General features: G+C 72.5%; 16 protein-coding genes and 3 pseudogenes. 13 read left to right on the forward strand and 6 right to left on the reverse strand.

Translation table 11 applies throughout. The features are described 5' to 3' along the window. Positions 1-32: 32 nt before the first annotated feature. Positions 33-1067, reverse strand: a complete 1035-nt coding sequence (locus KGS77_RS19855; RefSeq protein ID WP_242583724.1) for a hydroxyacid dehydrogenase — start codon at positions 1065-1067, stop codon at positions 33-35. A gap of 169 nt (positions 1068-1236) precedes the next feature. Here KGS77_RS19855 and KGS77_RS19860 point away from each other — a divergent pair, with 169 nt between their 5' ends. Both KGS77_RS19860 and KGS77_RS19865 read left to right on the forward strand, forming a co-directional pair. Beyond that, complete coding sequence (locus tag KGS77_RS19860) at positions 1237-3114, forward strand: DUF2264 domain-containing protein (RefSeq protein WP_242583726.1); 1878 nt, start codon at positions 1237-1239, stop codon at positions 3112-3114. A 275-nt stretch (positions 3115-3389) separates the two neighbouring features. Continuing rightward, the gene (locus KGS77_RS19865) at positions 3390-4007 is read left to right on the forward strand and encodes a GNAT family N-acetyltransferase (RefSeq protein ID WP_242583728.1); all 618 of its coding nucleotides are present in this window, start codon (positions 3390-3392) and stop codon (positions 4005-4007) included. Between the two features lie 346 nt (positions 4008-4353). On the opposite strand, the gene KGS77_RS19870 is transcribed toward KGS77_RS19865, so the two are convergent. Next, positions 4354-5127, reverse strand: coding sequence for an SDR family oxidoreductase (locus KGS77_RS19870; RefSeq protein ID WP_242583731.1), 774 nt, complete (start codon positions 5125-5127; stop codon positions 4354-4356). Between the two features lie 150 nt (positions 5128-5277). Next, complete coding sequence (locus KGS77_RS19875) at positions 5278-5931, reverse strand: MOSC domain-containing protein (RefSeq protein ID WP_242583733.1); 654 nt, start codon at positions 5929-5931, stop codon at positions 5278-5280. 208 nt (positions 5932-6139) lie between these two features. On the opposite strand from KGS77_RS19875, the gene KGS77_RS19880 reads away from it, so the two are divergent. Continuing rightward, a complete protein-coding gene (locus KGS77_RS19880; protein ID WP_242583735.1) occupies positions 6140-7051 on the forward strand; it encodes a LysR family transcriptional regulator in 912 nt (303 codons plus the stop codon). A 278-nt stretch (positions 7052-7329) separates the two neighbouring features. Here KGS77_RS19880 and KGS77_RS19885 read toward each other — a convergent pair whose 3' ends face one another. After that, positions 7330-7662, reverse strand: a complete 333-nt coding sequence (locus tag KGS77_RS19885) for a WhiB family transcriptional regulator (protein ID WP_242583737.1) — start codon at positions 7660-7662, stop codon at positions 7330-7332. Positions 7663-8040: 378 nt separating this feature from the next. Between KGS77_RS19885 and KGS77_RS19890 the strand changes: the two genes are divergently transcribed. From KGS77_RS19890 to KGS77_RS19905, 4 genes are all read left to right on the forward strand, one after another. Continuing rightward, positions 8041-8652: a response regulator transcription factor gene (locus KGS77_RS19890; RefSeq protein ID WP_003948568.1), complete on the forward strand. Its 612-nt coding sequence runs from the start codon at positions 8041-8043 to the stop codon at positions 8650-8652. Positions 8653-8941: 289 nt separating this feature from the next. Then, positions 8942-9517: a sigma-70 family RNA polymerase sigma factor gene (locus KGS77_RS19895; RefSeq protein WP_277994245.1), complete on the forward strand. Its 576-nt coding sequence runs from the start codon at positions 8942-8944 to the stop codon at positions 9515-9517. A gap of 373 nt (positions 9518-9890) precedes the next feature. Then, complete coding sequence (gene guaB, locus KGS77_RS19900) at positions 9891-11393, forward strand: IMP dehydrogenase (RefSeq protein ID WP_242583739.1); 1503 nt, start codon at positions 9891-9893, stop codon at positions 11391-11393. A 166-nt stretch (positions 11394-11559) separates the two neighbouring features. After that, positions 11560-12669 (forward strand): GuaB3 family IMP dehydrogenase-related protein, encoded by a 1110-nt coding sequence (locus KGS77_RS19905; protein WP_242583741.1) that lies wholly within the window; start codon positions 11560-11562, stop codon positions 12667-12669. Positions 12670-13406: 737 nt separating this feature from the next. Here the strand turns inward: KGS77_RS19905 and KGS77_RS19910 are convergent. Continuing rightward, a pseudogene (locus KGS77_RS19910) lies at positions 13407-14641 on the reverse strand (nucleotide sugar dehydrogenase). 177 nt (positions 14642-14818) lie between these two features. Between KGS77_RS19910 and KGS77_RS19915 the strand changes: the two are divergent. Further along, positions 14819-16524: pseudogene (locus KGS77_RS19915) on the forward strand (glycerol-3-phosphate dehydrogenase/oxidase). A gap of 11 nt (positions 16525-16535) precedes the next feature. On the opposite strand, the gene KGS77_RS19920 reads toward KGS77_RS19915, so the two are convergent. Then, positions 16536-17783, reverse strand: a complete 1248-nt coding sequence (locus KGS77_RS19920) for a serine hydrolase domain-containing protein (protein ID WP_242583744.1) — start codon at positions 17781-17783, stop codon at positions 16536-16538. A gap of 226 nt (positions 17784-18009) precedes the next feature. Between KGS77_RS19920 and KGS77_RS19925 the strand changes: the two genes are divergently transcribed. The 5 genes and pseudogenes from KGS77_RS19925 (at position 18010) to KGS77_RS19945 (ending at position 25738) form a co-directional block, all read left to right on the forward strand. Continuing rightward, a complete protein-coding gene (locus KGS77_RS19925; RefSeq protein ID WP_242587572.1) occupies positions 18010-20031 on the forward strand; it encodes a serine/threonine-protein kinase in 2022 nt (673 codons plus the stop codon). Between the two features lie 216 nt (positions 20032-20247). Further along, positions 20248-23045, forward strand: a pseudogene (locus KGS77_RS19930) (protein kinase). A 228-nt stretch (positions 23046-23273) separates the two neighbouring features. Further along, positions 23274-23774 (forward strand): SigE family RNA polymerase sigma factor, encoded by a 501-nt coding sequence (locus tag KGS77_RS19935; RefSeq protein ID WP_242587573.1) that lies wholly within the window; start codon positions 23274-23276, stop codon positions 23772-23774. Further along, on the forward strand, positions 23767-24381 hold the full coding sequence (locus tag KGS77_RS35035) for a hypothetical protein (protein WP_347404508.1): 615 nt from the start codon (positions 23767-23769) through the stop codon (positions 24379-24381). Before KGS77_RS19935 ends, KGS77_RS35035 begins: the two co-directional genes overlap by 8 nt. An 82-nt stretch (positions 24382-24463) precedes the next feature. Continuing rightward, positions 24464-25738, forward strand: coding sequence for a mannosyltransferase family protein (locus KGS77_RS19945; RefSeq protein WP_242583746.1), 1275 nt, complete (start codon positions 24464-24466; stop codon positions 25736-25738). The last annotated feature ends 86 nt before the right edge of the window (positions 25739-25824 follow it).

The raw sequence follows: 25824 nt of genomic DNA on the forward strand, positions 1-25824 counted from the left end.
TGGGGGCCGGGCCTCGCCCGTACCCGCCCCCGTCAGGCGGACCGGTCCAGCTCCTCCCGCGCCACCGCACCGGCGAACGGCAGTCCCCGCGCGTACCGCTCCACCTCATCCAGCGCGGCATCGGCCAGCCGGTGCAGCTCACCGCCCAGCGACCCGGCGACATGCGGCGTGAGCAGCACGTTCGGCAGGTCGTACAACGGCGAGTCCGGGTCCGGCGGCTCGGGATCGGTGACATCCAGTACGGCGTTCAGCCGCCCCGGGACCAGCTCCGCGAGCAGCGCCGCCTCGTCCACCAGCGCCCCGCGCGCCGTGTTGACCAGCGTCGCGCCGTCCGCCATCAGCGACAACTGCCGCCCCCCGATCATGTGCCGGGTGGCCGCGACATCCGGGGCGTGCACCGTCACCACGTCACTGCGCGCACACAGCTCGTCCAGCGACACCGGCACACACCCCAGCCGCGCCGCCTCACCGGCCCCCACATGCGGGTCGTACAACAACACCGTCACATCGAACGGCCGCAGCAACTCGATGACACGCCGCCCGACACGCGAGGCACCCACCACCCCGACCGTACGCCGGTAGTTGCCGGCCCCCGCCAACTCGGCGGACCAGTCGTGGGCCGCCCGCAGCACACCGAACCGCCGCGCGGCGTACAGCACCCGCTTGTTGGCGAAGAGAATCGCGGCCAGGGTGTACTCGGCGACCGGCAGCGCGTTGGCGGCGGCGGCCGAGGAGACGGCGATACCGCGCTCCCAGCAGGCCGCGGTGACATGCCCCTTGACCGACCCCGCCGCATGCACCACCGCCCGCAGCCGGGGCGCCGCGTCCAGCACCCGCGCGGTCAGCGGCGGCGCGCCCCAGCAGGTGAGCAGCACCTCGGCCCCGGCCAGCGCGGCGGCGACCCGCGGCCCCGGCCCGTCCAGTTCGTGCGCGACCAGCCGGGAGTCCGTACGGACCAGGGCGGCCAGCCGGTCGTGGTGCCGCTCCGCGAAGAGCCGCCCGGCGACGCCCGGCCCCATGGCCAGCAACAGCGTGGGCCGGCCGGCGGAGGAATCGGTGGCGTTCATAAAGGCATGGCACTCCTTCCGGCACCGGGCCGTCCCGCCCCGACAGGTGCCCGAATCCTAGGCCCGCCCGGACACCCCAGCCACCGACGCGCCGCGTCGGTCCCCCCCCCGGGCGCCCCCGCCGCGATACTGGCGCCCACCGCCGTCCGCCCCACCCGCAGGGAAGCCCATGACCGTGCCCCCGCCGCACCCGTTCCCGCTCCCCGCCGAGGACCGCCACCGCAGCCCGTACACCGGCTGGACCCGCGCGCACTGGGAAGCGGTGGCCGACGGCCTGCTGCACGCGGCCGGCCGCCACGCCTCGCCCCGGCACGGGCTGGTCAACCTCCCCGGCGCCCGCCCCAGTTGGTCCGGCCCCCGCTCCGACGGCCTCGAAGGCTACGCCCGTACGTTCCTGGCAGCAGCCCTGCGCGTATCGGGCGCCGACGGCCACGACCCGCACGGCTACCTCCCCTTCTACGCGCAAGGACTCGCCGCCGGCACCGAATCCCCCGTCACCACCAGCCGGCTCACCCCCGAAGCCGCCGACTCCTGGCCCCTGATCCCCGCCACCCGGCAGGCTCTCGTGGAGTCCGGCTCCATCGCCCTGAGCCTGCGCCTGACCCGCCCCTGGCTGTGGGACACCCTCGACGAAGAAGTCCGCGCCCGCGTCGTGGACTGGCTGCTGCCCGCCCTCGGCCCGTCCCCGGTCGACAACAACTGGTGGCTCTTCGGCCTGACCGTCGGCGGCTTCCTGCTCGACGCGGGCATCGAGACCACCCGCGCCCGCGCCGCCGTCGACCGGGCCCTGACCCGCATCGAGGACTGGTACCTGGGCGACGGCTGGTACAGCGACGGCGACAACCGCGCCTTCGACCACTACAACGCCTGGGCCCTGCACTTCTACCCCGTCCTGCACGCCCACCTGAGCGGTGACACCGCTCTGCTGGCCACCTACGGCGCACGCCTGCGGGCCCACCTCGACGGCTACACCCGCCTCTTCGACGCCGACGGCGCCCCCGTCCTGTTCGGCCGCTCCCTCACCTACCGCTTCGCCGCCACCGCCGCCCCCTGGCTCGGCGCGCTCACCGGCCACACCCCGCTCACCCCCGGCGCCACCCGCCGCCTCGCCTCCGGCACCCTGCGCCACTTCCTGGACCACGGCGCCGTCACCCCCGACGGCCTGCTCCCGCTCGGCTGGTACGGCCCGTACCCGCCCATGATCCAGAACTACTCCGGCCCCGGCTCCCCCTACTGGGCCGCCAAAGCCTTCACCGGCCTCCTCCTGCCGCCCGGCCACCCCGCCTGGACCGCCCCCGAGGAACCACTGCCCGCCGAAACCGAGGACGCCACGGTCCCGCTGCCCACTCCCGGCCTGCTCATCCAGTCCACCGCCGCCGACGGACTCGTCCGCCTGCACAACCACGGCACCAGCCACACCAGCGGCCTGCCCGACCCGTACTACGCCCGCTTCGCCTACTCCACCCGCACCGGCCCGGTGTCTCCCCCCGGCACCGGCCTGCCCGACAACCACTTCGCACTGATCCTCGACGGCACCCCCACCACCCGGGGCCCGGCCGAACCACGCGGCTGCGGACCCGACTGGGCCGCCTCCGCGCACTCCCCGCTCTGCGCGGACGGCACGGAACTCTTCGGCGTACGTATCCTCTCGGCCACGCTCGTCTTCGGCGCCGCCGAACTCCGCGCCCACCTCGTACACGGCGCCGAGCCCGGCACGCCGGTCCGCCAGACCGGCTGGCCCGTGACCGAACCGGGCCCCACGGCCCACCTCCACCCTGTCCACGGCTACGACGACGCCGGTTCCCTGACCGGCGCCACCCCGTTCGGCCCTGCGGCCCGGTTCACGTGTCTCACGGGTGCCGTACCGGACGGCGGCCCCGCGCTGTTCCTGGCCCTCGCCTCCCTGACGGCCGACGACGGCCCGGCGCCGTCGGTGCGCGACCTCGCGACGGTTCACCTGGACGACTCGGGGCGCGTCCAGGTGATGTGGGCCGGCGGACCGACCCGGGTGGTCTCCCTCATGGGGGAGTCGGTGACCGTCACCTGACGCGGCTGTTCGTGGTGCGGTCCGCCTTCGGCGGGAGGTGTTGTTGGGGTGGGCGCTTTGCGCTTGCTGGGTGGCGGGGTCGGGCCTGCGGGGGCGCATGTCAAAACTGCTTCGCTTTACGTTTTGCCATACACCCCCTCCGGCCCGCCCCCTCCCGTCCGTAGCGCGCCCACCCCTTGGGGGAGGGTTGGTAGGTGATCCCGCGTGCGGGTCGGTGCCCCTAGGAAGTGCCCCCTGGCAACAGACCAAGATTACGAACGGCGCAGAATGGCCGTGTGCCGATAACCGACAACACACCGAAGAAGGCGACGGCCGACGACGCTCAACCGGTCAGCCGTACCCTGGCCCGCGCCTTCGACGACGATCCGATGATGCGCTGGTTCTTCCCCGACGACTCCTCCCGCGGGGCGGGACTGGGCCGCTACTTCACCACGCTGTTCACCCGGCAGTACGTCCACCACGGCGTGTGCGAGCGCACCGAGGCGGCGGCTGCCTTCTGGGTACCGCCCGAGGGGCAGGAAAAGGCCGTTCCCGACGCGGAGACCATCCAGGAACTCCAGGACATCCTCGGCGACCGGGCTCCGTTGTTCCGTGACGCTGTCAAGGCAGCCGCCGAGCACACACCGGATGAACCTCACTGGTACCTGGCGGTGATCGGCGCAGACCCGGCCACCCAGGGCCAGGGGCACGGCGCGGCCCTGCTGCGCTCGGGACTGGCCAAGGCCGACGCCGCGGGCCTGCCCGTCTACCTGGAGTCCTCCAAGCCGTCCAACGTCCCCCTCTACGAGCACTTCGGCTTCACCGTGCGCGAGGAGCTGCAACTGCCAGGCGGCGGCCCGACGCTGTGGTCCATGCGGCGCGAGCCCCGTACTCCGGCCGCCGGGCGTCGTTGAAGAACCGGTTGGAAGACACAACCGGCGGCTCGGGGACGGCCGGGCGTGGGCGTATCGGGGACTCCCCGCAGGGCCGTGTGCAAGACGCAGGCTTCCTTTCACGGCGTACCCGACACGCACACGGCCCGAGGAGTGGCCCCGGTGCGACCGCGCCCCACCCCACCCACCGACCGCACCGGGTCCAAGACCAAACAACCCGCAGGGAAGCAAACAACACAGCGCCGCAGGCATCGCGCAACACACAGCAACCACCCACCAACGAACCGCCGCCCACAAGCGCCGCGCCGTCACGGACGGAAACGGGTCACGGACGGAAACGGGCCACGGGCGGAAACCCCCAAACCCCCTACTGCGGCCCGTACTTACGCCCCGTCCTGGACGTGATCCCGCCCAGCAGCCCGCGCGGCGCCAGCTTCACCGCGCCCATCAGCGCCTTGTACCGCGGATCCGGGATGGACAGCGACTTGCCGCGCGCCAGGTCCTTCATCGCCGCATCCACCAGCTTGTCCGCGTCCAGCCAAAGCCAGTCGGGAATGTTGCTCGTCCCCATGCCGGCCCGCTGGTGGAACTCGGTGCGTACGAAGCCGGGGCACAGCGCCATCAGGCGCACCCCGCTCCCGGCCAGGTCCCGCGCCGCCCCCTGCGTGAACTGCACGACCCACGCCTTGCTCGCGCCGTACGTCCCGCGCGGCACGAACGCTGCCACCGACGCGACATTGACCACCCCGCCCCGCCGCCGCTCCCGCATGCCCTTGACCGCCGTCGTGGTCAGCCGCAGCACCGCCTCGCAGTGCACCTTGAGCATCGCCAGCTCGTCCGCCATCGGCACTTCGAGGTACTCGCCCTTGTTGCCGAACCCGGCGTTGTTGATCAGCAGGTCCACCGGATGCGTACGGTCCGACAGCCGCGCCTCGACGGCGGCGATGCCCTCGTCGGTCGCGAGGTCGGCACGCAGCACGTCCGCCTCGATGCCGTGCCGGTCGTGCAGCTCGGCGGCCTGCTGCCGCAGCCGCTCCTCGTTGCGCGCCACCAGCACCACGTTGTGCCCGTCACCGGCCAGCCGCCGGGCGAACGACGCCCCGATGCCCGACGTCGCTCCCGTAATCAATGCAGTCGTCATACGCGCACGCTATCCGCCCGGACGGGCCCGGCCACCCCGCCGACGCCCGTTCCGGAGCCGTTCCCTCCCCATAGATCCGACTAACCCCAAAACTCCCCCGGCACCCGTGCGACGCGCAGGCTCCGCCGGCCCTGGGAAGCCCCCCGGGGATCACCGATTCGCGTGCGTCCGTACGTACTTCAGCGCACTGGCCCGCGCTTCGGGATGCAGCGCGGGCCCGGCCTCCAGGAGGCGCGGCAGCAGCGCGCGCTCCGTCGTCAGCGCGCGGAACATGAGCGCGATCGTGACGTCGTGCGCCGGGCGGTGCAGGATCTCGATCGGGTCCTGCGGACGGATTTCACCCGGTTCGATCACCCGCAGGTACGCGCCGGGCGCCGCGGCCCGGGTGAAGTGCCGTACCCACCCCGGCTCGCCCAGCCACCCCTGAAAGGTGCGGCACGGGATGCGCGGCGAGGTCACCTCCAGCACCAGGCGCGGCCCGATCCGCCAGCGTTCGCCGATCCGCGCGCCGTTCACGTCCAGGCCGTCCGTGGTCAGGTTCTCCCCGAAGGTGCCGGGTGGCAGCTCCCGGCCCAGAGTGCGCTCCCACCGGTCCAGATCCTCCCGGGCGTAGGCGTACACCGCCTGGTCGGTGCCGCCGTGGTGGCGGGTGTCACCGACCGTGTCCCCGGCGAGCCCGCTGGTGCCGGTGCCCTTGGGGCCGGGTGCCGTCACCGCCACCGGCCCGGGGACGGGCCGCTTGTCGATGGCGGTGCCGCCCGGGGCGTCGGTGTGCTCGAAAGGGCGGGCCCGGCCGATGTTCACCGAGAGCACCCGCGCCCCGTTCGCAGGGGCAGCAGCGGACGGAGAGGCGAAGGGAGCCGGAGAGGAAGCAGCAGCAGAAGCCGAAGAGAGAGCCGGAAGGGAAGCCGGTGAGGCCGTCGGGATCGTCATGGCGGCAAGCTACGCACCGTAGGCCAAAGGTTCGAGCGGATTTTTCCCGGCCACTCCAAGCTGCGCTTATGCTCGGAGCATGATCGAGGCTCGTCATCTCCGGGTGCTCCGCGCCGTCGCGCGCACCGGCTCGTTCTCCGGTGCGGCGCGTGAGCTGGGGTGCACCCAGCCCGCCGTCAGTCAGCAGATGAAGGCCCTGGAGCAGTCCGCGCGGACTCCGCTCCTGGTCCGTACGGGCCGGGAGACCCGGCTGACGCAGGCGGGCGAGGCACTGCTGCGGCACGCCGTCGGCATCCTCGCCGGGCTGACCGCCGCCGAGGAAGAGGTCGCGGCGATCGCGGGGCTGCGGGCCGGGCGGGTGCGGCTGGTGTCCTTCCCTTCCGGCAGTTCGACGCTCGTACCGACCGCGCTGGCCGCGATGCGGGCCGCCCACCCCGGTACCCGGGTGTCCCTGGACGAGGCGGAGCCGCCGCGCTCGGTCGGGATGCTGCGCAACGGCGACTGCGAGATCGCGCTGGCCTTCCGCTACCCGGAGGTGCGCGGCGCGGACCCGGCCGCCGGGGCCGAGTGGGACGACCTGGTGGTCCGGCCGATCCTGGTGGACCGTCTCGTCGGCCTGGTGCCGGAGGGCCACCGGCTGGCGACGGCCGGCCGGGCCGGCTTCGCCGAGCTGGCCGACGATCCGTGGATCGCGGGCTGTCAGCGCTGCCGCCGTCATCTGGTCGAGGTGTGCGAGGGTGCCGGCTTCACTCCGCGCATCGATTACGCGACCGACGACTACCCCGCGGTGATCGGCCTGGTGGGCGCGGGGCTGGGGGTCGCGGCCCTGCCCGAGCTGGCGCTGGAGTCCGTACGTCCCAAGGGGGCCCGGACGCTGGTGATGGAACCCGCCGTACAGCGCGAGATCGTGGCGCTGACGCTGCCCGACCTGGCGCAGGTGCCCGCGGTCGAGGCGATGCTCGACCAGCTCGCGGCGGCGGCCCGCCGCTGACCGTTACCTGCCTGCCGGCCCGGACATGCATCTCGACCGGCCCGGACGCACCGACCGGCCCGGACAGGGCCGGGACACGCCAACCGGCCGGGACACGTCAACCGGCCGGGACACGCCAACCAGCCAGGGCACGCCATCCGGCCCGCACACGCCGACCGGCCCGCACACGCCGACCGGCCCGCACACGCTGACCCGCCCGGACATGCCGCCCCTCTTCCGGGGCATCCGGCAGGCGTGAGCCTCCTCCATAGAGCCCGGCGGTCGCGCCCGGCCCGCGCTCAGGGCCCGGCGGTCGCGCCCCCGCCCGCCCCGGCCGCCGCCGGGACCAGCCGGTGGCGGGCCCGGCCCATCAGTTCTTCGCGTTCGTCCTCCGTCAGGCCGCCCCAGACTCCGTACGGCTCGCGGACCGCCAGCGCGTGTGCGGCGCACTGGGCGCGTACGGGGCAGCGCATGCACACCTCTTTCGCCGAGGTCTCGCGCGCGCTGCGCGCGGCCCCGCGTTCGCCTTCGGGGTGGAAGAAGAGCGAGCTGTCCACGCCCCGGCACGCGGCGAGGAGCTGCCAGTCCCAGAGGTCTGCGTTCGGGCCCGGGAGGCGGGAGAAATCTGCCATTGCTAGTCCCCTCGAAGCGATGCGGGTTCGGGCTCGGTTCTGAAGACCGTACATCTACTGTCTTAGTAGATGTAAATATGACTCATTACGAATCTAGCCATAGACACCGTGAAAAAGGAAGAAAAGCCACCAAATAGGGCATAGCTTCGGGAAGAGGGCGCGAAGCGCGCGATCCGCCTTCTCCGTATCCGGGCCCTCACGTAGAGTGTCGAAGGCGGTTACCGGACCCGTAACTCTTTCGAGTGACCATCGTTGAGAGGGCGGAGGCGGTTGGTGGAGCAGTCCTCGGGCAGGTGTCCGAGGCCGTCAATCGCACAGGTGACGATACGTACCAGCCTGGAGGCTCAAGGTGACGCGCACTAGCTGCGGAGGGCGGCCATGACATCCGTCCTCGTCTGCGACGACTCCCCGCTTGCCCGAGAGGCGCTCCGCCGCGCGGTCGCGACCGTGCCCGGCGTCGAGCGTGTGACGACGGCGGCCAACGGCGAGGAAGTCCTCCGCCGCTGGGGTGCCGATCGCTCGGACCTGATTCTGATGGACGTACGGATGCCCGGGCTGGGCGGTGTGGAGACCGTGCGCCGGCTGCTGTCCGCCGACCCGGGCGCCCGCATCATCATGCTCACGGTCGCCGAGGACCTGGACGGGGTCGCGCTGGCGGTCGCCGCCGGCGCCCGCGGCTATCTGCACAAGGACGCCTCGCGCGCCGAGCTGCGCGCGACGGTGACCCAGGCGCTCGCCGACCCGACGTGGCGGCTGGCCCCGCGGCGGCTGCGCTCCGCGGAGATGGGCGCCGCCCCGACGCTGACCGCACGCGAGATCCAAGTGCTGGAAGGCATGAGCCACGGCCGCTCCAACGCGGAGATCGGACGCGAGCTGTTCCTCTCCGAGGACACCGTCAAAACCCACGCACGGCGCCTGTTCAAAAAACTCGGCGCCTCGGACCGGGCGCACGCGGTCGCCCTCGGTTTCCGCTGGGGTCTGGTCCGCTAGGCCGTCGTGACGTGCTGCGATGCGGGGGAACGGGGGTCCCCGCCCGCTCTGCGGCGGGCGGGGCGGCGGGCCGTACCACCCCTGCCGTCCGTCCCTGCCGTGGAGCGGCTCATCAATTCGCGGCGCGGTGCCGCATCCTTGAGGTATGGAGTTCCTCGGGGACGGGTCGGTCGCGCACGAGGGGAGGGCGCAGGACATGACAACCGGCGCACCTGCCGCTCATAACGCTTCGGTGCACAAGTACGGACCTGATGCCGCGGATCGTTCCGCGCCAAGGCACCATGGACCGATGCGCGATGACGGGATTCAGGAGATCGGCGATCTCGTCGCACGCGCCGTCGAGGGAGATCGCCGCGCCACGCACGACCTGCTGGCACACGTGCACCCCCTCGCCCTGCGCTACTGCCGTACCCGGCTCTCGCGGCTGCCCGGCGACGCCCGGCACTTCGTCGAGGACCTGGCGCAGGAGGTGTGCGTGGCGGTGCTGTGCGCGCTGCCGCGCTACCGCGACACCGGAAAGCCCTTCGAGGCGTTCGTCTTCGCCATCGCCGCCCACAAGGTCGCCGACCTCCAGCGGGCCGCGATGCGCGGGCCGGGCAGCACGGCCGTCCCCTCCGACGAGATGCCCGAGCAGCCGGACGACTCGCTCGGCCCCGAGGAGCGGGCGCTGCTCAGCAGCGACGCCGAGTGGGCCAAGAAGCTGCTGGCCAACCTGCCGGAGAACCAGCGCGAGCTGGTGCTGCTGCGAGTCGCGGTCGGGCTGACCGCCGAGGAGACCGGCCAGATGCTGGGGATGTCGCCCGGAGCGGTCCGGGTCGCCCAGCACCGCGCGCTGAGCCGGCTGCGCGCGCTGGCCGAGCAGTAACGAGCCGCGCCCCGCCGCACCCCGCGTTTTGTGCGGCCGAGGCGCTCCCGGCCCGGCCGTGCTTCCGGCGCCCCGGCGTGCCGTTCCCGGCTCTCTGTTCCCGACGTGCCGTTCGCGCGCTCCCGTACGGCGTCGCGTACGCCCCACACCCATTCGTACGCACGTACATCGCCCGTACTCGCGTACGCCATCCGAGGTACCTCACCCTGCGTACCGGTACGAGGTCACCCACGGCCCCGGCGCCCGGTCACCGGCCGGGATCGCCCGTAGGAAAGTCCAAGTGACGAGGGCCTCGCCGATCGTGGAATGAGACACTCCCGCAGGCCGTTAGCATGGGAGTCCGCGCTGAGGCAAGAGCATTGGGGAAGGTGTCATGAGTGACAACGTCGACGGTACGCCCGCCAAATTCGCGATGCTGGGGCTGACGTACGACGACGTCCTGCTGCTGCCCGGCGCGTCGGAGGTGCTGCCGAACGCGGTCAGCACGTCCTCCCGGGTGTCCCGGAACGTCTCGGTGAACATCCCGCTGCTGTCCGCCGCGATGGACAAGGTCACCGAGGCGCGGATGGCCATCGCCATGGCGCGGCAGGGCGGCGCCGGTGTGCTGCACCGCAACCTCTCCATCGAGGACCAGGCCAACCAGGTCGACCTCGTCAAGCGATCGGAGTCCGGGATGGTCACCGACCCGATCACCGTCCGGCCGGACGCCACCCTCGCCGAGGCCGACGCACTGTGCGCCCGCTTCCGCATCAGCGGTGTGCCGGTGACCGACGGCGCGGGCAAGCTGCTGGGCATCGTCACCAACCGCGACATGGCCTTCGAGCTGGACCGCGGCCGTCAGGTGCGCGAGGTCATGACCCCGATGCCGCTGGTGACCGGCAAGGTCGGCATCTCCGGCGAGGCCGCCATCGAGCTGCTGCGCCGCCACAAGATCGAGAAGCTGCCGCTGGTCGATGACGCGGGCGTCCTCAAGGGCCTGATCACGGTCAAGGACTTCGTCAAGGCCGAGAAGTACCCCAACGCGGCCAAGGACTCCGAAGGCCGGCTGGTCGTCGGCGCCGCGGTGGGCGTCGGCGAGGAGGCGTACGACCGGGCGCAGGCGCTGGTCGAGGCCGGTGCGGACTTCCTGGTCGTGGACAGCGCGCACGGCCACAGCCGCGGCATCCTGGACATGATCGCCAAGCTGAAGTCCAACATCCGCATCGACGTCGTGGGCGGCAACGTCGCCACGCGTGACGGCGCTCAAGCCCTGATCGACGCCGGCGCGGACGGCATCAAGGTCGGCGTCGGACCGGGCTCCATCTGCACCACCCGCGTGGTCGCCGGCGTCGGCGTACCCCAGGTGACGGCGATCTACGAGGCCGCGCAGGCCGCACACGCCGCGGGCGTACCGCTGATCGGCGACGGCGGCCTCCAGTACTCCGGCGACATCGCCAAGGCGATCGCCGCGGGCGCCGACACGGTCATGCTCGGCTCGCTGCTCGCCGGCTGCGAGGAGTCGCCCGGCGAGATGGTCTTCATCAACGGCAAGCAGTTCAAGTCCTACCGCGGCATGGGCTCGCTCGGCGCGATGCAGTCCCGCGGCCAGGCGAAGTCCTTCTCCAAGGACCGCTACTTCCAGGACAACGTCCTGTCCGAGGACAAGCTCGTCCCCGAAGGCATCGAGGGCCAGGTCCCCTACCGCGGCCCGCTCGCCTCGGTGGCCCACCAGCTCGTCGGCGGCCTGCGCGCCTCCATGGGCTACGTCGGCTCCGCGAACATCGAGGAGCTGAAGGAGAAGGGCCGCTTCGTACGCATCACGGCGGCGGGCCTGAAGGAGAGCCACCCGCACGACGTACAGATGATCACCGAGGCGCCGAACTACGCCCGACGGTGAGCTGCCGCTGCTCTTGAGTACCTGGTCAGCGACGGTCTCCTGGTGATCCTCGTGCTGCGCTTCGTGGACTTCACGCAGGTTCTCGTCGAGGCATGAGATCCGGTTACGTCCCCAGCGCCTCCGGTCGGGGATACTGGGGACGTAATCGTATGGAAGGGCCACACACGTGACTGAGATCGAGATCGGGCGCGGCAAGCGCGGCCGGCGGGCATACGCCTTCGACGACATCGCCGTCGTACCGAGTCGACGCACCCGCGACCCGAAGGAGGTCTCGATCGCCTGGCAGATCGACGCCTACCGCTTCGAGCTGCCGTTCCTGGCGGCCCCGATGGACTCGGTCGTCTCGCCGCAGACCGCGATCCGCATCGGTGAGCTGGGCGGCCTGGGCGTCCTGAACCTCGAAGGGCTCTGGACCCGCTACGAGGACCCGGAGCCGCTGCTCGCGGAGATCGCCGAGCTGGACGGCGCCACGGCCACCAAGCGGCTCCAGGAGATCTACGCCGCGCCGATCAAGGAAGAGCTGATCGGGCAGCGCATCAAGGAGGTGCGCGACTCCGGTGTGGTCACCGCCGCGGCGCTCTCCCCGCAGCGTACGGCCCAGTTCTCCAAGGCCGTCGTGGACGCCGGCGTCGACATCTTCGTCATCCGCGGCACCACCGTCTCCGCCGAGCACGTCTCCTCGGCCGCCGAGCCGCTGAACCTCAAGCAGTTCATCTACGAACTGGACGTGCCGGTCATCGTCGGCGGCTGTGCCACGTACACCGCCGCCCTGCACCTGATGCGTACGGGTGCGGCGGGCGTCCTGGTGGGCTTCGGCGGTGGTGCGGCGCACACGACCCGCAACGTGCTGGGCATCCAGGTGCCGATGGCGACCGCGGTCGCCGACGTCGCCGCGGCCCGCCGCGACTACATGGACGAGTCCGGCGGCCGGTACGTGCATGTCATCGCGGACGGTGGCGTGGGCTGGTCCGGCGACCTGCCCAAGGCGATTGCGTGCGGCGCGGACGCGGTGATGATGGGCTCGCCGCTGGCCCGCGCCACCGATGCGCCGGGCCGTGGCCACCACTGGGGCATGGAGGCGGTGCACGGGGACGTGCCGCGCGGCAAGCGGATGGATCTCGGTGCGGTCGGCACCACCGAGGAGATCCTGTGCGGGCCCTCCACCACCCCTGACGGGTCGATGAACTTCTTCGGCGCGCTGCGGCGGGCGATGGCGACGACGGGCTACTCGGAGCTGAAGGAGTTCCAGCGCGTTGAGGTGACGGTCTCGCGCTGACGCGTTTCCGTCCGCGACGGCACGCCGTTTTCGCCTGCGGCGGTGGCTGCGCTTGTGGGCGGCGGCTCGCCGGTGGTGGGTTGCTGCCTGCGGCGCGATGCCTGCGGCGCGACCTTGCCGGTTCCCTGCGGGTTGTTTGGTCTTTCGCCCGGTGCGGTCGGTGGGTGGGGTGGGGCGCGGTCGCACCGGGGCCTCTCCTCGGGCCGTGTGCGTGTCGGGTACGCCGTGAAAGGAAGCCTGCGTCTTGCACACGGCCCTGCGGGGAGTCCCCGATACGCCCACGCCCGGCCGTCCCCGAGCCGCCGGCCGTGACCACTAACGGTTCCAAGACCGGCCGGTACGGCCGCTGTTGCGTGCCCCCCTTCGGGGCACGACATCCGAAGTACGGCCACCCCGCCGGGCACGACCTCCCGTACGCCCGCCCTGCGCTTTTTGCCACCAGGAGCCGCTCCCGGGTACCGACCCGCACGGCGGGTCACCTACCAACCCTCCCCCCAGGGGTGGGCGCGCTACGGACGGGAGGGGGCGGGCCGGAGGGGGTGTATGCCAAAACGTAAAGCGAAGCAGTTTTGGCATACACCCCCGCAGGCCCGACCCCGCCACCCACCACCCAGCAAGCGCCCCGCGCCCACCCCACCAACCCCTCCCGCCGAAGGCGAACCCGCACCCCGCACGGGGGGAAGGGGGGAACACGGCCGCCGGGGTCACCCCAAGGCGCACAGTCACCCAGAAGCGGCTCAAAGACGATACGCACCGGCCGGCGTCGACCCGCGTGTGTCCAGGAGGAGTTGTGCCTTCACCGTGAGGCCCTGGAGGTCGTATGTGCGGTGGGGCTGGAGGAGGAGCGTCAGGTCCGCGGCGGCGGCGGATTCGTAGAGGGAGTCGGCGCGGGGGACGGGGCGGTCCAGGACGTGCCACTGGTGGACGTACGGGTCGTGGTACGTCAGGTGCGCGCCCAGTTCCATGAGGCGGGCCGCGATTTCGCGGGCCGGCGAGCCTTCCTGGTCGGCGGTGTCCGGCTTGTAGGTGACGCCGAGGAGGAGGACGCGGGCGCCGCGGGCGGATTTGCCGTGTTCGTTGAGCAGGGTGGCGCAGCGGTGGATGACGTAGCGCGGCATGCGGGTGTTGACTTCTTGGGCGAGTTCGACCATGCGGAGCGGGTAGCCCAGGGAACGGCCTTTGTAGGAGAGGTAGTTGGGGTCGACGGGGGCCGCGTGGCCGCCGACGCCGGGGCCGGGGCGGAAGGCGTGGAAGCCGTACGGCTTGGTTTCGGCGCAGCGGATGACGTCCCACAGGTCGACGCCCAGGTCGTGGCACAGGACCGCCATCTCGTTCATGAGGGCGATGTTGACGTGGCGGTAGTTGGTTTCCAGGAGTTTCGTCGTCTCGGCTTCGCGGGTGCCCTTGGCGCGTACGACCTTGTCGGTGATGCGGGCGTAGAAGGCCGCCGCGGCCTCGGTGCAGGCGGGGGTGAGGCCGCCGATGACCTTGGGGGTGTTGGTCAGGCGGTGGGTGCGGTTGCCGGGGTCGTGGCGGGTGGGGGAGTAGGCGAGGTGGAAGTCGCGGCCGGCGGTCAGGCCGGAGCCTTCTTCCAGGAGGGGGCGCAGGAATTCCTCGGTGGTGCCCGGGTAGGCGGAGGATTCGAGGATCACTGTGGTGTGTGGGCGCAGGTGGGCGGCCAGGGTGCGGGCGGCGTGGCCGATGGCGGACAGGTCCAGGGCGCGGTCCTCGCCGAGGGGGGTGGGCGCGCAGATGACCGCGGTACGGACCCGGCCGAGGGCTGTGGGGTCGGTGGTGGTGCGGAAGCCGGCCGAGAGCAGGCGGCGGAGTTCGGGGGCGGTCAGGGCGTCTGATGGTGCGGCCGGGTGGGGGCGGGTTCGTATCCGATGGTGCTGATGCCGGCGGCGGTGGCGGCCTGGGCCAGCGGGAGGCCGGTGTGGCCCAGACCGATGACGGCGAGATCTGCGGGCATGGCTGGCGGCCGTCCTTCCCGAGCGATTCCGTATGTCGCATAAGTAGACTAAGCCGATATTTGGCATGAAATGGGTATTTGGGTGAGGGGGTGTTGCCGGCGCGGGCGGAGGGTGGCTGGCGGCATCGGGGGCCGACAAAATCGTGGGCGTGGCCCCGATCACAGCGGGAGGCAGTGGTGAGGACAGCGACACTGGGACCGTCCCAGCGCGCCGAGGCGCTCGCACGGATGGCGGAACGGGAGCTGGACATTTTGGTGGTCGGCGGCGGAGTCGTCGGCGCCGGTACCGCGCTGGACGCGACGACGCGCGGGCTGGCCACCGGTCTGGTCGAGGCCCGGGACTGGGCCTCGGGTACCTCCAGCCGGTCGAGCAAGCTGATTCACGGCGGGCTGCGCTATCTGGAGATGCTGGACTTCGCGCTCGTACGGGAAGCCCTCAAGGAGCGCGGGCTGCTGCTGGAGCGGCTGGCGCCGCATCTGGTCAAGCCGGTGCCGTTCCTGTATCCGCTGACGCACAAGGGCTGGGAGCGCTGGTACGCCGGGTCGGGCGTCGCCCTGTACGACGGGATGTCGGTCTCCTCGGGGCACGGGCGCGGGCTGCCCGTACACCGGCATCTCTCGCACCGGCGTGCGCTGCGGGTGGCGCCCTGTCTGAAGAAGGGCGCGCTGGTGGGGGCGCTTCAGTACTACGACGCGCAGATGGATGACGCGCGGTATGTGACCACGCTGGTGCGGACGGCTTCGGCTTACGGGGCCGAGGTGGCGAACCGGGCCCGGGTGGTGGGGTTCCTGCGGGAGGGGGAGCGGGTTGTGGGGGCCCGGGTGCGGGACGTGGAGGCGGGGGGTGAGTACGAGGTACGGGCACGGCAGGTGGTGAACGCCACGGGGTGTGGACGGATGACACGCAGGCGCTGATCGGTGAGCGGGGGCAGTTCCACGTACGGGCCTCCAAGGGCATCCATCTGGTGGTGCCCAAGGACCGGATCCACTCGACGACCGGGCTGATCCTGCGGACCGAGAAGAGCGTGCTGTTCGTGATCCCGTGGGGCCGGCACTGGATCATCGGGACCACGGACACCGACTGGGACCTGGACAAGGCGCACCCGGCGGCCTCCAGCGCGGACATCGACTATCTGCTGGAGCACGTCAACGCGGTGCTGGCGGTGCCGCTGACGCGGGATGACGTGGAGGGTGTCTACGCGGGGCTGCGGCCGTTGCTGGCCGGGGAGTCGGACGCCACCAGCAAGCTCTCGCGCGAACACACGGTGGCGCATCCGGTGCCGGGCCTGGTGGTGGTCGCGGGTGGCAAGTACACGACGTACCGGGTGATGGCCAAGGACGCGGTGGACGAGGCGGTGCACGCCCTGGACCAGCGCGTCGCGGACTGTGTCACCGAGGACGTGCCGTTGGTGGGGGCCGAGGGCTACAAGGCGCTGTGGAACGCGCGGGCCCGGATGGCGGCCCGTACCGGACTGCACGTCGCCCGGATCGAGCATCTGCTGAACCGTTACGGCGCGCTGGCGGAAGAGGTGCTGGAGCTGATCGTCGCCGATCCGGCGCTGGGGGAGCCGCTGCCGGCGGCGGAGGACTATCTGCGCGCCGAGGTGGTGTACGCGGCCACCCACGAAGGGGCGCGGCACCTGGATGACGTCCTGACCCGGCGCACCCGGATCTCGATCGAGACCTTCGACCGCGGGACGCGCAGCGCCCGCGAGGTGGCCGGGCTGATGGCGCCCGCGCTCGGGTGGGACGAGGAGCAGGTCGAGAAGGAGATCGACCATTACGAGAAGCGGGTGGAGGCCGAGCGGGAGTCCCAGCGGCAGCCGGACGATCTGACGGCCGACGCGGCGCGGCTGGGGGCGCGGGACATCGTGCCCCTGTGAGGGGCCGGCGTTCAGGCTCCGGTCAGGCCCGCGCGGGAGGGTGAGGGGCAGAATTCGGCGGCCAGGACGTCGGGGCCGTGCGGCGGGACCGTACGGGCGTCGGTGTTGAGGCGGAAGGTCAGGACGTGCCGGCCGTGGGCGTCGGCGGCGCTTTCCACGTACGAGCCGTTGATCTCGCCGTTGTGGCCCCAGACCGTACGGCCGCACGGCAGCCTGGTGGCGTACAGGCCCAGGCCGTACGCCCCGTCGGCGGTCCGGTGGCCTTTGAGCTCGGCCGTCTGACGGGGCGGGAGGAGCCGGCCGCCGAGGAGGGCGGCGAAGAAACGGTTGAGGTCGCCGAGCGTGATGATCATCTCGCCCGCCGCGCCCGCCCGGCTCGGGTCCAGCGCCGTGATGTCCGTGCGCCGCCCGTCCAGACGGGTGTAGGCCCTGCCGTACGGGACCGGCAGCGCGGGATCGGTGCCGGGGAAGGATGTCCCGGTCAGGTGGAGCGGGCGGACGATACGGCGGCGGACCTCCTGGGCGTACGGGTGCCCGGTGAGCTGTTCGATCACCATGCCGAGCAGCAGGTAATTGGTGTTGGAGTAGGCGTACCGGGCGCCGGGCGGCGCGGTGCGCGGATGGCTCAGGGCGGTGCGCAGCAGCTCCGTGGGGGAGTGGGTGTCGAAGCGGTGGGCGCCCAGGCCCGTGCCGTAGAGCTGCCGGGCCAGCCGTGGGTCCTGGGCGTAGTTGAACAAACCACTCGTATGGCCCAGCAGTTCACGAATCGTCACCTGGGACAGGTCGGCGGACGCGTCGCGGCCGGTGGTCAGGGCCTTGCGGGGCAGACGGCGGGCGACCGGCTCGTCCAGGGAGAGCCGGTGCTCGGCGACGAGCTGAAGGACGACGGTGGCCACGAAGGTCTTGGTGAGACTGCCCGCGCGGAAGTGGTCCTGGAGGTGGATACGGCGTCCGCTGCGCAGATCGGCCACGCCGGCCGTGGTGAAGCGGGAGAGGGGGGCGGGCCCGGCGCGGGTGGCCAGCGAGGCGGCGCCGGGCGCGCCTTCGGCCACCAGGAGGCGCAGCGCGCGTGCGGTGGGCGCCGGCGGGACCCGAACGGCCGGCGGATGCGGTACGAACCCGGCACAGGACGTCAGGGCGGCGGCCGTCACGGCGCCGGTCACGGCCGCGAGCAGGGCCGCCTGTACGGACCGTACCGGCCACCGGACCGCCGCCCGGTGCCGCCCCGGTGACCTGCCCGGCGGCATCCTTGAACGCATCCTCGGGCCCTCCGTCGTCGGGACTCCCGCTCCTTCGGGCCATCATGACGGGTGCGCAGAAGCTCCTGCCTCACGGACCCGGGCCTTCCCCATGGCCACGGATGAGGGAGAATGAAGGCTCTCCCAGGGTGGGTTGTCCGAGTTGGGCCAGTTTGGTGGTCGACGTGAGTATGAGATGCCAACTCGGCTGGATTGCAGAGGGGATTCAGTGGGCGACGAGGTCGAGATGGACGGCAAGGAGGGCAGGCTGCTCGCCGGCCGGTACCGGCTCGCCGATGTTCTCGGCCGGGGCGGGATGGGCACGGTCTGGCGTGCCCGCGACGAGGTGCTGGGCCGCACGGTCGCGGTCAAGGAACTGCGCTTCCCGGGCGGCGTGGAGGAGGACGAGAAGCGCCGCCTGATCACCCGTACGCTGCGGGAGGCCAAGGCGATCGCCCGGATCCGCAACAACGGAGCCGTCACGGTCTACGACGTGGTCGACGAGGACGACCGGCCGTGGATCGTCATGGAACTCGTCGAGGGCCGCTCGCTGGCCGAAGTCATACGGGAGGACGGCGCCCTGACGCCGCGCCGTGCGGCCGAGGTCGGGCTCGCCGTGCTCGACGTCCTGCGTGACGCCCACCGCGAAGGCATCCTGCACCGCGACGTCAAGCCGTCCAACGTCCTGATGTCCGACGACGGCCGGGTCGTGCTGACCGACTTCGGCATCGCCCAGGTCGAGGGCGACCCCTCCGTGACCTCGACCGGCATGCTCGTCGGCGCGCCCTCCTACATATCGCCCGAGCGCGCCCGCGGCCACCGGCCCGGCCCGCCCGCCGACCTGTGGTCCCTGGGCGGCCTGCTGTACGCCTGCGTCGAGGGCGCCCCGCCGTACGACAAGGGCTCGGCCATCGCCACCCTCACGGCGGTCATGACCGAACCCGTCGAACCCCCCAAGAACGCCGGCGTACTGGAAGAGGTCATCTACGGCCTGCTGGTCAAGGACCCCAAGGCGCGGCTGGACGACGCCGGGGCCCGTGCGCTGCTGACGGACGCGGTCCACGCGCCGGACGGCGGCGGACCGCAGCCGCCCCCTCCCGCGGACGCCACGCAGGCGATGGCGCTGCCGGTCCTGCCCGAGACCGGCGCGATGCGCACCAAGAACGAGCGGAAGCAGGCAGCGGGCGGCGGGCCGCGGCCGGCCGCCGCGCCGAAGGCCAAGGCGCCGTCGCCGGCCAAGCCGCAGCGCAAGGCCAAGGAGGCCGGCCGGGCGGGCGGCACGCCGGGACGGGAAGCGGCGGGCCGCGCACCGGCTCCGGCGGCCGGGACGCCACCGCGGCCGGTGACACCCCCGGACCGGGCCGCGCAGCCGGCGACGGCGGTCGCCGGCACGAACCGTCCGGGTTCCGACGCGGACGCGGTCCGGGCACGGGTACGCGGTGCGCTCCAGTCCGTACGGGGCGCGGCGGCCACCGGTGCGCCGGGCGCCGGGCCCACGGCCGCGGCGCAGGGCGGTCAGCGGCGTCCGGCCGCGCCGCCGCGCGCCTCGGTGACGGACGTGGTGCCGCGCCGCACCCTGGTCATCGTGGCCGTGGTGGTCGTGGTCGCGATCGTGAGCACGGTGCTCGCCGTCGCGCTCAGCGGGAACGACGCCGACGCCGGGCAGGGTGGGAAGGACGGCAAGGCCGCATCGGCGGCGGACGGCGGCACCGGGAAGAGCGCAAACGAGGCCAAGGACGGGGACCAGGGAGGGGCGGGCACCGGCGCACGGGACGCCACCCGGGCCACGGCGGGCCCGGGGAGCGGATCGCCCTCGCCCAAGGCGGACGGGAAGGAAGCGGCCGGGACGCCGTACAAGCACGGCCAGGGCTTCTCCATCAACCTCCCGAAGGGCTGGAAGTACCGTTCCTCCGACTCGGCCGGGGCCCGGTTCACCGGTCCGGACGGGCAGAAGCTGCTCGTGGGATGGACGAAGACGCCCAAGGACGACCCGGTCGCGGACTGGCGGAACCAGGAGAAGGGGATGCGGCGCTCCCACTACGAGCGCGTCGACATCAAGGGCGTGGAATACCGTGGCTGGAAAACCGCGGACTGGGAGTTCACCTACCGCGACGGCGGCACCGACTACCACACCGTGGACCGCGGGACCGTGGTCAACGACCACCTCGGGTACGGCCTGATGTACACCGCGCGGGCGGCCGACTGGGACAGCGAGGACACCAAGGCGGCCTGGAAGCTGCTCACGGAGAGCTTCAAGGCGGCTTCCTGACGTGTAGTGAGCACGGTGGGCCCGGTGAGTCCGGTGATTCCGGTGGGTTCGGGCATCGCGGCAATCGCGGTTCGGACGGTTGTGCAGTCTGCTCGGCGCGGGACCGGACGGGCACGTATCGTGAGTCACCGCAGACCGTACGCAGCCGCAATGGGGGTGAAGGCTGAGCGGAATTGCGAGCGGACGTACATCTGACTCGCGCCTTGGGGAGGGTCCGTGGACGAGTACGCGGGACGAGTGCTCGCCGAGCGCTACCGCCTTCCGCTGCCACCCGCCGACGCCTACGACTTCGTCGAGACCCGCGCGTTCGACACCTACAGCGGGCAGGAAGTCCTGGTACGGCAGGTGCTGCTGCCGGAGGTCGTCGACGCGGAGGTGGTGGGCGACGGGGCGGGAACCGGTCCGGGGTACGGGGCCGCAAGCGGCCCGCAGTACGGTGCCGGAACCGGTCCGGAGTACGGGAGCGGGACCGGTCCGGAGTACGGGACCGGGCGGGCCGTACCGGGAAGCAGGCGCCGGGGGGCCGACCGCAGTCCGGCCGATCCCGCGGTGCGGCGCGCGCTGGACGCCGCCACCGCCGCCGCGCGGCTGCCCGACCACCCCCAACTCGACCAGGTCTTCGACGTCTTCGCGCAGGACGGCAGCCTGTGGGTGGTGAGCGAGCTGGTGGCGGCCCGGCCACTGACCGCGCTGCTCGCCGAACGCACCTTGACCCCGCACCGGGCGGCGGAGGTCGCGGCCGACATCCTGACCGCGCTGCGCGCCCTGCACGCGCACGGCTGGATCCACCGCAACATCACCGCTCGTACGGTCCTGGTCTGCGACGACGGACGGGCGATCCTGACGGGGCTGGCGGTGGGAGCCGCCGAGGAAGCGCTGTGCGGGTACGACCCGGTGCCCGGGGAGCCGGACGCGAGGCCGGGGGCCGGCCCGTCCCCGTCCGGTGAGGACGTACGCGAGGACGTACGTGAGGATGCACGCGACGACGCACGCAGAACGCGGGCCGGTGCGATCGCCGCCTACCGGGCGGGGGCCCGGGCGGCCGTGGCACGTACGGAGTTGGAGTCGGAGGCGGAGGCAGAGGCAGGGGCGGACGCCGAGAGGTACCCCGAGGGCGCGGCCGGGCGAACGGTAAACCTGGATAAGGGCGGGCAAGCCGGGCGGTCCGGGCAGGCGTGGCAGCCGGAGCAGGGGGCGGGACCGCCCGGACCGGTGAGGAAACGGTTGGCCAGGGGCGGGACACGGGCGTACCGGCCGGGTCCGGGCGTCCCGGCGCAGCCCTGGCGGCCGAGCGGGCGCGGCAGGCGCGGCTCAACGTCGTCGGCGCGGTCACCGAGCGCTGGGCACCCGAACAGGCCGGCCCGGTCCACACCAACTGGCAACTGGCGCCGCCCGTCGGCCCGGCCACCGACCTGTGGGCGATCGGCGCGCTGCTGTTCCGCAGTGTGCAGGGTCATGCGCCGTTCCCCGAGGAGAGCGTCACCGAACTGGTGCAGATGGTGTGCTCCGAGCCACCCTCCTATGCCGAGGAGTGCGGGGCGCTGCGCCCCGTGGTGGAGTCCCTGCTGCGGCAGGACCCCGACGACCGCCCGGATTTCGAGGAACTGCGCGGCTGGCTGCGCTCGCTGATCCGTACGGCCCCGGAACCGGACCTGGGCAGCCGGGTCGTCACCGTACCGGCGCTGGACCGGCCGGCCGACCCGCGGCGGCTGCCGATCCTGCGGCGGCGCGGCGAACTCGTCCGCAGGGGCCGGCACAAGCACAAGAAGAGCCGCAGGAAGGCACGGCCGGGGAAGGCGCCGCGGACGCCTCAGCAGCCGCAGCAGCAGAGCGCACCGGCCGCCCACGGCATGCGGGCCGGGCTGATCGGGCACATCGGTCTCGACGACGCACCGCCCGTTCCCGGGCCCCCGCTGCCGCTGCCGCCGGACTTCTCCGGTGCGGGGGAGTTCATGGGAGTGCCGGAGCATCCGCAGGCCACACGGACACCGGATACCTTGAACGCGCCAAAGCTGACAAAGACCCCGGCATCTCCGAGGCTTGCGCAAGCCTCGAAAGCCTCGAAAGCCCTGAAGGATCCGAAAGCGCCGAAAGCTGCGAAAGTGCCGAAGCAGCCCAGGGCGTCGCGGCAGATCCGGCGGAGCAAGGGAGCCGTGGCGCCGCCCGGGCCCGGGGCGTACGGTCACAGGGCGCGCGAGCAGGGGATGCGCGAGCACGCATCACGCGAGCGCGGGCCGCGCCACCTCGGCCGGGTGCTGCTCGGCCTGGTCCTGCTGTTGCTGGTCGCGGCGGTGGCGTACGCGATGCTGTTCATGCCCAAGGCCGGTTCGCAGACCAAGAGCGCGACCGGCGCCCAGGCCCGTACGGGATCGGCGGGTGCGGCGGACCGGGCCCCCGGCGGGTCCCCGGACGAGAAGACCGGTGGGGACGAGAAGGCCGGTGAGAACGGCAGGACCGACGGAAACGGCAAGTCCGACGGGAACGGAACGGCCGGTCCGGGCAGTCCCGGCGACAGTCCCGCGCCCGGTGCCGGGCAGCCGCAGACCACCGAGCCCACCGGCCTCGCCAAGGGCTACGAGGTGCGCAAGGACCCCGAGGGGTTCCAGGTCGCGGTCCGCAAGGGATGGGAGCGGCGCGGCGACAACGGGAGCGGCCGGGTCCGGTACCTGGGCGGCGACTTCGAGCTGCTGATCGTCCCCGGCCGGGACGCGACCGCCCGCTACGGCACCGACCCGATGGCGTACCAGCAGGACAAGGAGGCGGAGCTGGCGCCCTACCGGGAGTCGAGCTGGTCCTCCTCCTCGGGGCTGCGGCGGGTCGACGTGGGGCGGACGGCGATGGCCGAGGGCACGTTCACCTGGCAGGACAGCAGCGGTCGCCAGGTGTACGTACGCAATCTGGCCATGATCCACGCCGGCCGCTACCACCTCGTCCTGGTGATCGGCCCGGACAACGACCGGCGCGAGGTGGACCGGATCTACGACCAGGCGACGGGGGCGTACCGGCCCGGCTGAGCCGGGGCCGGGTGTTTTGGCCGACTGCCTCGGTCGAGTGCCTTGGCCGAGGGTTTTGGCCGTCGAAGTACCGTTTAAGGGTTGTGAGGCGGAGCCGATCGGCAGACGGCGCGGATCTTCCGTTTTCGGCTCTGTGATGACCATCACTCTGTTTCTTTGTGCACGGTGTCGACCGGATGCCCCGCGGCGGGCGTATGCCCGGTGAAGCAGGAGATCCGGGAGAGGCTGTTGACCGTCGAGGAGTTCGAAGAGTTCTACGCCCAGACGGTGGCGCGTCTCACCGGGCAGTTGTACGTCATGCTCGGCGATCTGCACGAGGCGCAGGACGTCGTGCAGGAAGCATTCGTCAAGGGGTGGAGCCGACGGCGGCAGCTCGACCGCGAGCGGGAGCCCGAGGCGTGGATCCGTACGGTCGCCTGGCGGCTGGCGGTGAGCCGTTGGCGGTTCCGGCGGCGTACGGCCGAGGCATGGAAGCGCGGCGGCGCACCGCCGCACCATGTCGAGGCGCCCGGTCCGGACCAGGTGGTGCTGGTCGGCGCGCTGCGTGAGCTGCCGCCCCAGCAGCGCCGCACGCTGACCCTGCACTACCTGTGTGACCTCACCGTCGAACAGATCGCCCGCGAGACCGGTCTGTCCGCCAGCACCGTCAAGACGCATCTGGCCCGTGGGCGCACCGCGCTCGCCCACCGGCTGCACGACCCGCGCATCGAGGAGGCCCCCGGTGTCTGAGACCCCGGTGTCCGAGACCCAGGATCCACTGCGGTCCCTGTTCCGGCAGGCCGGTGACTTCGGGCAGGCCCGCGCCGGCGCGGCACCCGTCGCGCGCATCGCCGAACGCGGGCGGCGGGCGCACCGGCGCCGCGTCGCCGCGCTGGCGGTGGCGGCGTGCCTGGTCGTCGCCGGCGGTGGCGCGGCGGTGGCCGCCGCCCTGCTGCCGGGCGAACCCGTGCCCGTCGCCCCGGCCACCAGCCCCCAGACCGGCCGCCCGGCACCGTCCTCCGGGGCGACCGGCCGGCCGGCGGCGACGGACCCGCCCTCGCCGGACCGCACCCGGCCGGGGTCCACGGCGACCGCCGAGGGCTCCACGGCCCCGGCGCACGGGTCGGCGACCTCACCGGACGGATCGGCGACCTCCACAGACGGGCCCGGGATCTCGACGGACGGGCCCGGGGCCTCGACGCACGGATCGGCGGCCTCGACGGGCGGGTCCGTCACTTCGTCGTACGGGCCCACCACCCACCCTCCGTCCCCAGGGAGCCACGCCTCCTCCGCGGACCGGGCGTACTCCGGGCGCCGTACGTCCTCCGGGAAGGGCGCCTCCCCGCCCGGAACCTGACCCTTCCGCTTTCCGCCCGTGACCCGGTGGGCCGCCACCGAGTGGTTCCGTACGCCCAACACCCCACCCGAAAGATCCTCGTATGTCTGTCGCGCCGCCCGAGCCACGCCGCCGTGCACCGCAGTCCGCGCCGCCCACCGCGCCGCACGAGCCGTCGCCGCACGAGCGGTCGTCGCGGGAGCGGTCCGCGTCCCGCCCCCGGGCCGCCCTTCTGCGCCGCGCGGCAGCCCGGCTGGGCCCCGCCGACCGCGAGGTGCTGTGGCTGTACCTGCTGACCCGAATATCCATATGGATCACCGCCTACTGTGTCCGGTGGCTGTTCCCGGGGTCCCCCGATACCCGCGAGACCGACTCCCTCCTCGCGCCCTTCCGGCAGTGGGACTGGGGGCACTTCCTGCACATAGCGCGCGACGGGTACTTCCCCGCGCACTCCGGCCCCTGGGTGAGCGGCTGGGACAACCGGGAGGCGTTCTTCCCCGGCTTCCCGCTCGCGCTGCGCGCCGTACACGCCGTCGTCCCGGGCTGGACCGCGTCCGGACTGCTGATCTCCTTCGCGGCCGGGGCCGTCGCCGTCGTGGCGCTGGCCCGGATCGCCCGGCTGTATCTGCCCCACACGGACGCCGGGCGGCGTACCGTCCTGTTCTTCCTGCTCTCGCCGTGCGCGATCTTCCTGGCCGCCGGCTACACCGAGGCGCTCTTCCTCGCGTTCGCCCTGCCCGCCTGGCTCGCCGCCCAGCGGCGCAACTGGCCCGCCGCGGCCGTCCTGACGGCCCTGGCCACGACCGTACGCATCAGCGGCCTGTTCGTCGCCGCCGCCATCGGTCTCCACTTCCTCCTCACCGCCCGCACCCGCCGGCAGTGGCGCTCGCTGCCCTGGACGTTCCTGCCCGCGCTGCCGGCGGCCCTGTACTCCTGGTACCTGCACGGGTACACCGGCGACTGGATGGCCTGGAAGCACGCCCAGGAGCGCGGCTGGTACCGCACCTTCCACACCCCGTGGGAAGCGTGGTCCACCACCTGGCAGGGGGCCTTCGACGGGACGCAGGCCACCGGATACGCCTTCATGTTCCAGGCGGAACTGCTGGCGATGCTCCTCGGAGTCGTGCTGCTCGGCCTGCTGCTGTGGCGGCGCCGCTGGCCCGAGGCGGCCTACCTCGGCCTCACCCTGTGGGCCCTGGGCACCTCCTACTGGTTCATGTCGGTCCCCCGCTCCACCCTCCTGTGGTGGCCCCTGTGGATCGGACTGGCCGCCTGGAGCCTGCGCAGACCGCGCGTCAAGGCCGTCTATCTCTGCCTCGCCGCGCCCTTGTCGGCCGTCTTCGCCCTCACCTTCCTGACGGGGCGGTGGGCCGGCTGACGCCGGGGCCGTCGGCCGCCACGTGCCTTTGTCGTCCCGCCCGCCGTCATGCGCGTGCCTTGCCGGTCCCCGGAGTGACGGCTAGC

Source organism: Streptomyces sp. MST-110588, assembly GCF_022695595.1.
In the GTDB taxonomy this organism is placed as follows: domain Bacteria; phylum Actinomycetota; class Actinomycetes; order Streptomycetales; family Streptomycetaceae; genus Streptomyces.

Excerpts from the sequence above, each read along its gene's own strand:
- KGS77_RS19855 (WP_242583724.1), bottom strand. The coding sequence starts at position 1,067 with ATGAACGCCACCGATTCCTCCGCCGGCCGGCCCACGCTGTTGCTGGCC.
- KGS77_RS19885 (WP_242583737.1), bottom strand. The coding sequence starts at position 7,662 with ATGGCAGATTTCTCCCGCCTCCCGGGCCCGAACGCAGACCTCTGGGAC.
- KGS77_RS19870 (WP_242583731.1), bottom strand. The coding sequence starts at position 5,127 with ATGACGACTGCATTGATTACGGGAGCGACGTCGGGCATCGGGGCGTCG.
- KGS77_RS19945 (WP_242583746.1), top strand. The coding sequence starts at position 24,464 with ATGTCTGTCGCGCCGCCCGAGCCACGCCGCCGTGCACCGCAGTCCGCG.
- KGS77_RS19890 (WP_003948568.1), top strand. The coding sequence starts at position 8,041 with ATGACATCCGTCCTCGTCTGCGACGACTCCCCGCTTGCCCGAGAGGCG.
- guaB (WP_242583739.1), top strand. The coding sequence starts at position 9,891 with ATGAGTGACAACGTCGACGGTACGCCCGCCAAATTCGCGATGCTGGGG.
- KGS77_RS19860 (WP_242583726.1), top strand. The coding sequence starts at position 1,237 with ATGACCGTGCCCCCGCCGCACCCGTTCCCGCTCCCCGCCGAGGACCGC.
- KGS77_RS19880 (WP_242583735.1), top strand. The coding sequence starts at position 6,140 with ATGATCGAGGCTCGTCATCTCCGGGTGCTCCGCGCCGTCGCGCGCACC.
- KGS77_RS19925 (WP_242587572.1), top strand. The coding sequence starts at position 18,010 with ATGGACGGCAAGGAGGGCAGGCTGCTCGCCGGCCGGTACCGGCTCGCC.
- KGS77_RS19895 (WP_277994245.1), top strand. The coding sequence starts at position 8,942 with ATGCGCGATGACGGGATTCAGGAGATCGGCGATCTCGTCGCACGCGCC.
- KGS77_RS19920 (WP_242583744.1), bottom strand. The coding sequence starts at position 17,783 with ATGCGTTCAAGGATGCCGCCGGGCAGGTCACCGGGGCGGCACCGGGCG.